Genomic DNA, 9,667 nt, shown 5'->3' with positions numbered 1-9,667 from the left:
TAGAATTGCTGGTAGTAGTATTGATTATCGGCATATTGGCGGCTGTGGCATTGCCGCAGTACTTCAAAGCGGTGGAAAAATCCAGATCAACTGAGGCCTTATCAGTTATGGGTTCTGTGGCGGCCGCTATGGAAAGAGCGAGATTGGTTCGTTCAGACAATACCTATCCAGAGGTTTTGTCGGAATTAGATATTGAGTTCTATGATCTTTCTGGTGGATCTGCTGTTGCTGGTGCGACATGGAATACTAATAACTTTGAAATGGAAGTTTCGGGAACGACTACAGCCGACGGTAAAGTAACAGCTACAAGAAAAGGCGGTAATGGCGCCGGGTATACTCTTACTAGAGAGTATTATACCGGTAAAGTTACTTGTGCGGAATCAGCGGATAGAGCTGGTATTTGCGCTTCCTTGGGTTTACAAACAGCCACGGGTGGAACGCCAAGCCAGTCTTAACAAAGCTTTGGTACTATACATATAGTACCCTCCTAAGGGGAGGCTTAACGGCTTCCCCTTTTTTTTGAGGAAATAACTTCTGGCATTGTACGGCCCTCACGAGAAAAATAAAACTGTAAAGAGGAAAATATATGAAAATATTTTTACTGGAAAAAATGAAGAGTTGGCATGTGAAGTGATTAAAAGGCTTACAGGGTATAGCAAGGGAACTGAAACAATTAAAGATAATAATAGAAGCAAAAACATTGAAATATGGAAAAAGGACGTAAATCATCCTTATTTTTACATTTTATTTAAACCTGAATGGCTGACGTTTGCCCTTCGTGTGAAAGATGAAAAATATGAAAATGAAGCAAGGAAACTGTTAAATTGCGAAGTGTTCAATAAATATAATTTGACGCGTGTAAAAGAAGAGTTTTTTAATAACAAATGGGTTTACAGAAATTTTTATTATCCTAACGCCCGCGTTTACAGAGAGGATATAATTAATACGGTTGTACAAGCTTTTAAAGATTTGGAAAATTTGGTTAAAAGTGACGCTGAAAAAATTTCACAATCCGCCGCTAAAAATCCCGTGAACGCTTCCGCCGCCAGCAATATCAAATAAATTTATATTTATCTCAAAACAAAACCCCCGCTTTCTTTAACGGGGGTTTAATCTTGTTTAAAAGCCTTAAATTAGCTATTTCTTGGCTTTTTTAATGCCTTCCAATACTTTGGGCAGTATTTGGTGCACGTCGCCCACAATGCCGTATTTGCAGAAGTTAAATATAGGCGCGGAAGCGTCTTTATTTATGGCGATTATGATATCGCTGTCTTGCATGCCGACGGTATGCTGTATCGCGCCGGAAATACCGCAAGCCATATAAAGCTTCGGTTTAACCGTAACGCCGCTTTGGCCGACTTGGTGGTTTTTAGGCTTCCACCCCGCGTCAATGGCAGCGCGGGAAGCTCCCACCGCTCCGCCGAGTTCCGCCGCAATCTCGTTCAAGATTTCAAAATTCTCGGCGGTTTTTAAACCTCTTCCGCCGGAAATTACAATCTTGGCTTCGTCGAGCTTTTCAACTTCCTGATTCGGCTCTATTTCTTTGCTGATAATTCTTACCTTCGCCGCTTTGGGGCTTACCGCAATAGGTTCGTTTATAACCTGAGCGACTTTACCCGGCGCGGTTACCTGTTTAGGCATTACATTGGGGCGAACGGTAGCCATTTGCGGGCGGTGATTGGGGCATTTGATGTCCGCCATAATGTTCCCGCCGAAAGCCGGCCTGGTCTGTATAAGGTTGCCTTCTTTAATTGAAAGGCCGGTGCAGTCCGCCGTCAAGCCTACAAAAATCTCCGCAGAAATCCTGGGCGATAAATCGCGCCCGACGTAAGTGGAGGGGAACAACACTATGCTCGGCTTATATTTATTGATAAGCGTAATCATGGCGTTGGCATAAGCTTCGGTGTTGTAGTCGGCGTAGCCGGGGCCTTCAACATTGTAAATTTTATCTGCTCCGTAAGAGGCCAGTTCTGCAAAATAACCGCCGTTGGCTTTGCCTATTACGACGGCGCATAAATCTTCGCCGAGCTGATTGGCAAGCTCTCTTCCTTTGGTTAAAAGCTCCAAGCTGACGGAGCGCGGTTTCAAAACGCCTCTTTCGGCTAAAAGTTCCACGAAAACCCAAACGCCTTTATAGGCGGATAAATCTTTTGCGGCTCCGCCGGTTTGGGGGAGGCTCAAAGCTTTTACCGGGCATTGGCTGACGCAAGCGCCGCACATCGTGCAGGAAGAATTGGCGACGGCTTTTCTGTTAACGAGGCTCAAAGCCCCGAAAGGGCATACGCTTACGCATTTGCCGCAGCCTACGCAATTTTGTGCAATCTGTATCATTAGATTATTTCCTCCTTGGCTAAAATCTCAAGCACTTTATCGGCCAATTCGCCAGCTCCGGCGTTGAATATTTGGCCTTTGGGCCTTGCCGGCGGGGGGAAAATCCTGTCCACGCGGGTAGGGGATCCGTCCAAACCGAGTTTTTTGGGATCCGCGCCGATATCCGCAGCGGTCCACGTCAGCGAAACTTTGTTCTGCGCGCGGAAAGCTCCGAGGAAAGAAGGATAAGACGCCTCATAATCAAAAGGCATAGTCATGGTGACCAAAGCGGGCAAATCCGCTTCCATAATTTGGTGTCCGCCGTCTATTATTTTGCGAACTATTACTTTACCTTCGGCGGTATCGATATTATCGCAGAAAGTTATTTGCGGTATGCCCAAGTGATAGGCGATGCCGGGGCCGGTTTGGGCGGTGTCGCCGTCAATGGCCATTTGGCCGCACATAACCAAATCGTAGGAGCCTATTTTCTTAATCGCCGTCGCAAGTGCGTAAGATGTGGCCCATGTGTCTGAACCGGCAAAGGCTCTGTCTGAAAGTAAAATTCCTTTGTCCGCGCCCAAAGCCAAAGCCATTCTTATTACGCTTTGCGCCTGATTGGGGCCCATTGAAAGAACTGTAACGGTTGCGCCGGTTTTCTGCTTTATTTTAAGCGCCTGACATAAAGCGAAGTGGTCGTAAGGATTTAAAATGCTGGGTACGCCCGCACGGACCAAAGTGGAAGTTTTCGGATCGACTTTCACTCTGGAAGAATCGGGCACCTGTTTTATGCAAACTATGATATTCATATAAGATGAAGCTCCTATTTTCTAAAAATCTCTCTGAGTTTCGCCGATACTTTATCGGAGTCCTCAATACAGCCGTGCATATTGGCTTCTATTTGGACGAAGTGCGTCGCGTTAAGCAAAGCGGCCGCGTCGGCGGTGCCCGCGCTTAATACGAGTTTCGCTCCTCTTGAAGCGATGTCATAAGCCGTTTCTTTCGCGTTTACGCGGCACATGGCTTTTAAAGTTTCGGCGTCGAATTTGCAGCCTTCCACTATTTTGCCGTTTCCGATTGCGCGGCAGAAAGCGGCGGCGACTTCGGCGTTGGCGATGAGCTCGCCCAGTTTAAAGGTTATATATTGATGTCTGGTCAAACGCTGCAAGCGGCATTCTTCCAAGACGGTCGCCAAAGCTCTTAAACCTAAGGCGATTACGTTTGCGCCGACTTCCGGGTTCTTTGCGTGAATGGCGTCCATTTCGTCGGCGATATTGTTGTAATACGCGCCTCTGCTCTTTAAATGTTCCTGCCAGCGGCCTCTGTAAATGGTCATCTCCATTACTTCGTTGGTGCCTTCATATATGCAGGTGATTTTTACGTCGCGTTTGATCTTCTCCACGGCGAATTCTTTGGTGTATCCAAAGCCGCCCAAAGCCTGTATGGCGTCTTCCGCGGCTTTGTTCCCGGCTTCGGTCGCATAGTATTTGCCGATGGAACCTTCCGTCGCTTGGCCGTGATTGTTTACGTCAAGCTTCTTAGCGGTTTCGTCGATAAACGCCCTTGCGGCTTCAAATTTGATGTAATGCGGGGTAATAAGTTTAAGCATATAGCCCTGCTTTTCGGAAAGAGGCCCGCCCGCCTGTATGCGGTGATTGGCGTAATCGATGGCGGTTTCTATCGCTTCTTCTCCGGCTCCCAAACCGAAAGCGGCAACCATTAATCTGGTGTAGCCGAATACGGCCTGCGCCTGAAGCAAACCTTTGCCTTCGACTCCGCCGATTAAGTTCGCGGCGGGTACGTACACTTCGTCAAAAGAAAGACCGGCGGTGTTTGAAAGCCTTATGCCGTGCTTGTCTTCGTGTTTGTCTTGGGTGAAACCGGGGGTTCCCTTTTCAACCAAGAACCAGCTGGGGCCGCCCGGCGCGAGCGCGAGGACGGTGTATAAATCCGCCACGGCTCCGCTTGAAATCCACATTTTGCTTCCGGTAATTTTATAGCCTTTGATTTGGCCGTTTTCAATTACGTGTTCGGCCCTTGTTCTTAAGGAAACGAGGTCGCTTCCCGCGTCGGCTTCCGTCGCGCCGTAGGCAACCATAAGGCTTTCTTTGGCCATTCTGTTGAACCAGTAGGCTTTTTGTTCCGGCGTGCCGCCGACCGATAGCGGGTCACTCCCTAAAAAGGTGGCGAATACCGAGGTGGCTATACCCAAATCAACGCGGGCGAGGGCTTCGCATATTCTGTATATGTCGGTAGTAGTTCCGCCGAGGCCGCCGTATTCTTCCGGTATTAATAAAAGATTAACGCCGAGAACGTCGCTTCTGTACATATCTTTGATAAGCTCTGCGGGAAATTCGTTCTTGGCGTCATGTTCGCGAATAAACTCAAAGGGGATTTTAGTTTTTGCGTAATGCTTTAAACTGTCAAGCATTAATTCTCTGGACACTGCATCAATTTTTGACATAGATATCTCCTGAAAAAGATTATTTATATAATATCATTTTTGGCAATACAATCTCAAATGTGCGAAACGGTTTTTGTTTTTAAAATCGACAGTTCTGCGCAAATAAAAAAGCCCCGGCCTAAACCGGGGCTTTAAAGTAAAACGCTCTATCAGTTGTTGGAACTGCTCATTAAACTTATCAAGTTTATCAAAAGGTTGACGATATCAAGATAAATGTTTACGGCAAAATCCAAAGCCGTGCTCCAGTTGTTGGCGGCGGCTACGGTTTTGAGTTTCGCCAGCTGGTTGAAGTCGTAAAGCAAGTATCCTGTAAATATAAGCACCGCCGCGCCCGATATCAGCCTGTTGACGGAATTTTTCATCTTAACAAAAAGGCCTATTACGCTTATTACTATTACGGCCAAGAGCGCAAAAAACAAAATTTTGCCAAGCCAGGAAAAATCTATCCCGGAATAGCTCGCCACCGCGCCGGTAATAACGGTGGTAAGGGCCGTTATAAGCGTGGCTTTTTGCACCACTTCGGGGTTTGAAAGCGTATAAATACCCAATGTAAATCCGCTTGAAAGAGTAAAAGCGAACATGAACACGAAGCTTAAAAGCAAATTGGTTTTAAAGAACAAAAGCAGCAAAAACGCGATTATGTTTACGATTAGGGCCGTCCACATGGTTGTTTTTATTTTGTTTACGTCCCCGGTTTGCACCGCGCGCTGAAATATTCCGGCCGAAAGCCTGCTGCCGATATATGCTATAAAAAGCGAGCATCCCAAAATAAGGCAGGTTTTTAAAAGTAATGTTTGAAACATGTTTACTCCTTTCGTTTTTTATTTTAAAAAACGGCGCGCCTTAAGACGCACCGTTTAAATCAAAGCTTCCGGGCTAGGGATCGAACCTAGGATTTCTCCTCCAAAGGGAGACGTGTTACCGCTACACCACCCGGAAAAAATCAGAACACTTTAAAACTTCCAATTCCAGTAAATATATTATACGTTATTTATCCGCAACCGGCAAACAGGCTTCTATCGTATCGGGCCCTTTGTCTTCCGGCTCGGAGGGAATTCCGCTGCTGGGCTTCTTGGCAAGCTCTTCCTGATAAGCTTTAATAATATTCTCTTCAAGATATTTCCTGAAATCTTGATTAATCGGATGAACCATGTCCTTATGCGAACCGTCCGGCAGTTTTCTTGAAGGCATACACAAAAATACCCCTTTGCCGCCTTGCACTATTTTCATATTTCTGACTACAAAGGAATCATCAAATGTTACGCTGGCAAACGCTTTAAGGCGTTCTTCGCCCATAAGTTGAATCCTTATTTCTGTGATCTTCATACTCAAGTCCTCCAAAAATGCGTTAAGAAAAGCGTCCTGTTTTCTTTTGACATATTCTTAACGATTCCCTTTGCCTTTTGTTCATCCTGGACAAGCGCGAATACGCAAGCTCCCGAGCCTGACATCAAGGCATAATGCGCACCCAAGCTTAAAAGTTCGCTTTTAAGCTGAGCGACGCTTCCCTTGTACGGAAGAACAGAGTCCTCAAGTTTATTGTAAATAAGATTAGCATAGTCATGTAAAGGACTACCGCTTTCAATACTATATATTAGTTTATTAAGATTAGAGATATGTGTCAAGATTTTTTCTTGCGGATTCAGGGTTAATCTTTTATAAGCTTCCGTCGTGTCGGAGCCTTCTCCCGGATAAGCTATTATGACCCATGGGGAGCTTATTTTGCTTTTTACCGGCGTAAGTATTTCGCCTATTCCTTCCGCTTTAAAAAAAGTTTCGGGATATAGAAATACGGGTACGTCCGCGCCCAATTTCGCGGCAATGTTTACAAGTTCTTTCATGCGTTTGGAGTTGAGTTCTATGTTGAACATACTGCAAAGGCCGGTTAAGACGGCCGCCGCGTCGGAAGACCCCGCGCCGAGGCCGGAGCCCAGGGGCATATTTTTTTCAAGGCGAATATTGCAGTCGGCTTTTATCTCGAAATGCTCAAAAAAAGCTTTTGCGGCTTTATAGGCCAAATTGCTTTTGTCGGCTTTTAAACCTGCTCCGAAAGGGCCTTTGATTTTTAATTCTATTTTTGTTTCCTGCGCTCTTTGCGCGGATATTTTTATGTCGTCGCCTATGGCCAGCTTCGCAAAAAGCGTAGCCAAATCATGGTAGCCGTTTTCTCTTTTGCCGGTAACTTCAAGAAATAAATTTATTTTTGCCGGGGCGAATACGGATATTTCCATGGTCATTTCTCCTCTCTGCCAATAAGTTTTCCGTTTTGATAGAATTCTCTGTATATTTCTTTTCCTTCCGCGTCAAAAACCGTTTTGGGCCCGCACGGCAGATTGTCTTTGTAGGTTTCTATCAGCGTAAGGCGTCCGTTTTTTGCATAGGTTTTCCGTTCTCCCTGAAGCATCCCGCCGGAAAACGTCTCCTCGTGCATAATGTTCCCGTTGGCGTAATAGAAAATTCTTTTTCCGTGTTTTTTGCCGTTTTTATATTCGGCTTTAACTTCCATAGAACCTTCCGAATTGAAATGTTTTACGTCGCCGTCGCGTTTGCCGTTCCGGTACTCTTCGGACATCAGCAATTTCCCGTCCGGGCCGAATAGTTTTCTGCTTCCGTGTAAAAAACCGTCTTTGTAAGAAAGCTGCTCTTCAGTGGGGATATTATGGATAAAATTAAAGCGTTTGGCTTTGCCGTCCTTAAGTCCGTTTTTATATTCTTCCTGGGATATCAGTCTGCCTTCTTTGTCGTAAGTTTTTACGGTTCCGCACGGCAGGCCGTTTTTGAAGTAAGCTTCTCTCTTTACGCTGCCGTTGGGATAAAATTCTTTCGCGTCCCCGCTGAACACTTTGCCCTGAACGCTTAAAACGTGACCGTTTTCGTCCAGTTCCTGCGAGCCTGTTTGGTCGCCGTCTATAAAGAAGATCCTTTGGCGCATATTTCTTATAAAAGTTTTCCCTTGGGCGAAGAACGCGGCGCCGCATTTGTCTTCCGCCGGCGCGGAGAATGTTCTTTCCGTTCTTCCGGTAAGCGTCAGGGAATTTTTAAGCTTGCCGTTTTTGTATGTTTTTTCCATACACAAATCGGCGTAATATTCCTTTACTTTGCCGTCGGGTATTTCTTCCAGTTCGGATGTGCTTTGGGTGTCGGCTTCCCTTACGGAAATCAAAGCGGCTTTAAAAAACATCTTTTTATTGCCGAAGACTATCGCTATTATTTGTTCTTTTGTATCCATATTTGTTTTTATTATATCAAAAAATGCCTTTGATAACGCCCGAAAAGGGTTTCCCGGCGCGTCCTCTTTATTAGATCATTATATTTTTTTATAGATTATTGACAACGGCGGTCTAATGATATATTCTTAGATAAAGACGACAATATTTAAGTTACAGGGGTGTGTATAATGAGCGAAATTCATCTTAACGACGCAACTTTTGATAAAGAAGTTTTGGAATATAAAGGCGTGGTGCTGGTAGATTTTTGGGCGCCGTGGTGCGGTCCCTGCAGAATGCTTGGCCCTGTTATAGAAGAGCTCGCCTCCGAATACGAAGGCAAAGCCAAAATCTGTAAAATCAACACCGATGACGCTGCTGAAAAAAGCACGCAGTACCGCATAGCTTCCATTCCCACAATCCTCTTCTTTAAAGACGGAGAATTAAAGAAGCAGCTTATGGGACTGCAGAGCAAAGAAGAGCTTAAAAAACAGCTTGATGCTCTTTTATAAAATTTATAATATAAATCTTGCCGAACGTACTTTGCCCGCCGTAACAAGCGGGCAAAGATAAAATCCTTCAAAACTAGAGGTTCCCTTTCCAATTTGCGCGCTTTATGCGCCGATTATGCCGCATAAAAATAAATTATGCCCTTTTCAAAAGAATTTTTTATTATTGACGCACACGGTTTTCTCCACAGAAATTATCACGCTTTGCCAAAATTAAGAACGTCTAAAGGCGAGGAAGCCGGTGCTTTATACGGTTTTGTCAATTGGCTTATAAGATTTTTAAAGGATAAAAAACCGCATTACGCGGCGGTTTGTTTTGATTCAAAAGGCCCTACGTTCCGCCACGAACTTTACCCCGATTATAAAGCCAACCGTCCTAAGGCTGACGAGGAACTTGTAAGCCAGCTTAAAACGGCGCGGGATTTGGTTTCCGCCATGGGTTTTAAAATCGCGGCTTTGCCCGGCGCGGAAGCCGATGATTTAATGGCGACGTTGGCGGCCTTGGGCAAAAAATCCGGCAAGGATGTCGTAATAGTAACTTCGGATAAAGACATCTATCAGGTTGCCGGCGGTGGCGTAAAGATATGGTCCGGCGCGGCCAAGGAAGAATATAAGGCTGAAGAAGTCTGCCTGTCCAAATTTAACGTATCTTGCGCTTATATGCGCGATTATCTTTCGATAGTCGGGGACGCTTCCGACAATATTCCGGGAGCGGAGGGTATCGGCCCCAAAACCGCGGCGGAACTTATAAATAAATTCGGGCATATTGCGGATATATACAAAGCGGCGGAAGCGGGCGACGCCGCAATCAAACCCGGCGTAATAAAAAAACTTTTGGCCGCCAAGGAAAGCGTTTTGCTTTCCGAAAAGCTTGTAACTTTAAAAGACGATTTGCCTTTAGGCTTGAGTTTTGAAGATTTCGCAGTAAAAAATCCCTTGGAGTCTGAACTGGAAATTTTCGCCAATCGTTTTGAATTTAAGAATTTGCTGTTGCAGAATAATGAAAGATAATATGTTAAGAGGATGTGGAACTGCCCTTGTCACTCCGTTCAAGGATGGGGCGGTAGATTACGAAGCTTTTGCTGCCTTGGTTGACAGGCAGGTTGCCGGCGGTGTGGATTTTCTTGTGCCGCTTGGTACGACAGGAGAGACCCCCTGCCTGACAGACGAGGAGAAGATAA

At 45.4% G+C, this 9,667-nt stretch carries 12 protein-coding genes and 1 tRNA gene; 5 read left to right on the top strand and 8 right to left on the bottom strand.

Going from position 1 to position 9,667, the window contains the following annotated elements; translation table 11 throughout:
- On the top strand, positions 1-455 hold a 455-nt coding region (locus tag ACQY26_RS03345), incomplete at its 5' end, for a type IV pilin protein (RefSeq protein ID WP_428047681.1).
- Positions 456-540: 85 nt separating this feature from the next.
- Positions 541-1,062 carry a hypothetical protein gene (locus ACQY26_RS03340; protein WP_428047680.1) on the top strand — a complete coding sequence of 174 codons (522 nt, stop codon included), beginning with the start codon at positions 541-543 and terminating at the stop codon, positions 1,060-1,062.
- A gap of 75 nt (positions 1,063-1,137) precedes the next feature.
- Here the strand turns inward: ACQY26_RS03340 and ACQY26_RS03335 are convergent, their stop codons facing one another.
- From ACQY26_RS03335 to ACQY26_RS03300, 8 genes are all read right to left on the bottom strand, one after another.
- Positions 1,138-2,331, bottom strand: coding sequence for an FAD-binding protein (locus ACQY26_RS03335; protein ID WP_428047678.1), 1,194 nt, complete (start codon positions 2,329-2,331; stop codon positions 1,138-1,140).
- Complete coding sequence (locus tag ACQY26_RS03330; protein ID WP_428047677.1) at positions 2,331-3,116, bottom strand: electron transfer flavoprotein subunit beta/FixA family protein; 786 nt, start codon at positions 3,114-3,116, stop codon at positions 2,331-2,333. Before ACQY26_RS03330 ends, ACQY26_RS03335 begins: the two co-directional genes overlap by 1 nt.
- Positions 3,117-3,130: 14 nt before the next feature.
- The gene (locus ACQY26_RS03325; protein ID WP_428047676.1) at positions 3,131-4,771 is read right to left on the bottom strand and encodes an acyl-CoA dehydrogenase family protein; all 1,641 of its coding nucleotides are present in this window, start codon (positions 4,769-4,771) and stop codon (positions 3,131-3,133) included.
- A gap of 149 nt (positions 4,772-4,920) precedes the next feature.
- Entirely contained in the window at positions 4,921-5,574 is a 654-nt protein-coding gene (locus ACQY26_RS03320) for a Bax inhibitor-1/YccA family protein (protein ID WP_428047675.1), read from the bottom strand.
- A 65-nt stretch (positions 5,575-5,639) separates the two neighbouring features.
- Positions 5,640-5,710: transfer RNA gene (locus ACQY26_RS03315), tRNA-Gln, on the bottom strand.
- Between the two features lie 48 nt (positions 5,711-5,758).
- A complete protein-coding gene (locus ACQY26_RS03310) occupies positions 5,759-6,097 on the bottom strand; it encodes a SpoVG family protein (protein ID WP_428047674.1) in 339 nt (112 codons plus the stop codon).
- Positions 6,098-6,099: 2 nt separating this feature from the next.
- Positions 6,100-7,002 (bottom strand): 4-(cytidine 5'-diphospho)-2-C-methyl-D-erythritol kinase, encoded by a 903-nt coding sequence (ispE, locus tag ACQY26_RS03305; protein WP_428047673.1) that lies wholly within the window; start codon positions 7,000-7,002, stop codon positions 6,100-6,102.
- 2 nt (positions 7,003-7,004) lie between these two features.
- A complete protein-coding gene (locus ACQY26_RS03300; protein WP_428047672.1) occupies positions 7,005-8,000 on the bottom strand; it encodes a toxin-antitoxin system YwqK family antitoxin in 996 nt (331 codons plus the stop codon).
- A gap of 168 nt (positions 8,001-8,168) precedes the next feature.
- Between ACQY26_RS03300 and trxA the strand changes: the two genes are divergently transcribed.
- The 3 genes from trxA to ACQY26_RS03285 all read left to right on the top strand — a co-directional run.
- Positions 8,169-8,489, top strand: a complete 321-nt coding sequence (trxA, locus tag ACQY26_RS03295) for a thioredoxin (protein WP_428047671.1) — start codon at positions 8,169-8,171, stop codon at positions 8,487-8,489.
- A 135-nt stretch (positions 8,490-8,624) separates the two neighbouring features.
- Complete coding sequence (locus ACQY26_RS03290; protein ID WP_428047669.1) at positions 8,625-9,497, top strand: 5'-3' exonuclease; 873 nt, start codon at positions 8,625-8,627, stop codon at positions 9,495-9,497.
- On the top strand, positions 9,487-9,667 hold a 181-nt coding region (locus ACQY26_RS03285), incomplete at its 3' end, for a dihydrodipicolinate synthase family protein (protein ID WP_428047667.1). The genes ACQY26_RS03290 and ACQY26_RS03285, both read left to right, overlap by 11 nt.

It is taken from the genome of Candidatus Proelusimicrobium excrementi (assembly GCF_937881865.1).
Taxonomy (GTDB): domain Bacteria; phylum Elusimicrobiota; class Elusimicrobia; order Elusimicrobiales; family Elusimicrobiaceae; genus Proelusimicrobium; species Proelusimicrobium excrementi.
The sequence above is the reverse complement of the archived record's forward strand: the minus strand, read 5'-3'. Positions and strand labels throughout refer to the sequence as shown.

Bases quoted from the DNA above. Each gene is read 5' to 3' on its own strand.
- ACQY26_RS03335 (WP_428047678.1), bottom strand. From the start codon at position 2,331: ATGATACAGATTGCACAAAATTGCGTAGGCTGCGGCAAATGCGTAAGC.
- ACQY26_RS03330 (WP_428047677.1), bottom strand. From the start codon at position 3,116: ATGAATATCATAGTTTGCATAAAACAGGTGCCCGATTCTTCCAGAGTG.
- ACQY26_RS03325 (WP_428047676.1), bottom strand. From the start codon at position 4,771: ATGTCAAAAATTGATGCAGTGTCCAGAGAATTAATGCTTGACAGTTTA.
- ACQY26_RS03320 (WP_428047675.1), bottom strand. From the start codon at position 5,574: ATGTTTCAAACATTACTTTTAAAAACCTGCCTTATTTTGGGATGCTCG.
- ACQY26_RS03310 (WP_428047674.1), bottom strand. From the start codon at position 6,097: ATGAAGATCACAGAAATAAGGATTCAACTTATGGGCGAAGAACGCCTT.
- ispE (WP_428047673.1), bottom strand. From the start codon at position 7,002: ATGGAAATATCCGTATTCGCCCCGGCAAAAATAAATTTATTTCTTGAA.
- ACQY26_RS03300 (WP_428047672.1), bottom strand. From the start codon at position 8,000: ATGGATACAAAAGAACAAATAATAGCGATAGTCTTCGGCAATAAAAAG.
- trxA (WP_428047671.1), top strand. From the start codon at position 8,169: ATGAGCGAAATTCATCTTAACGACGCAACTTTTGATAAAGAAGTTTTG.
- ACQY26_RS03290 (WP_428047669.1), top strand. From the start codon at position 8,625: ATGCCCTTTTCAAAAGAATTTTTTATTATTGACGCACACGGTTTTCTC.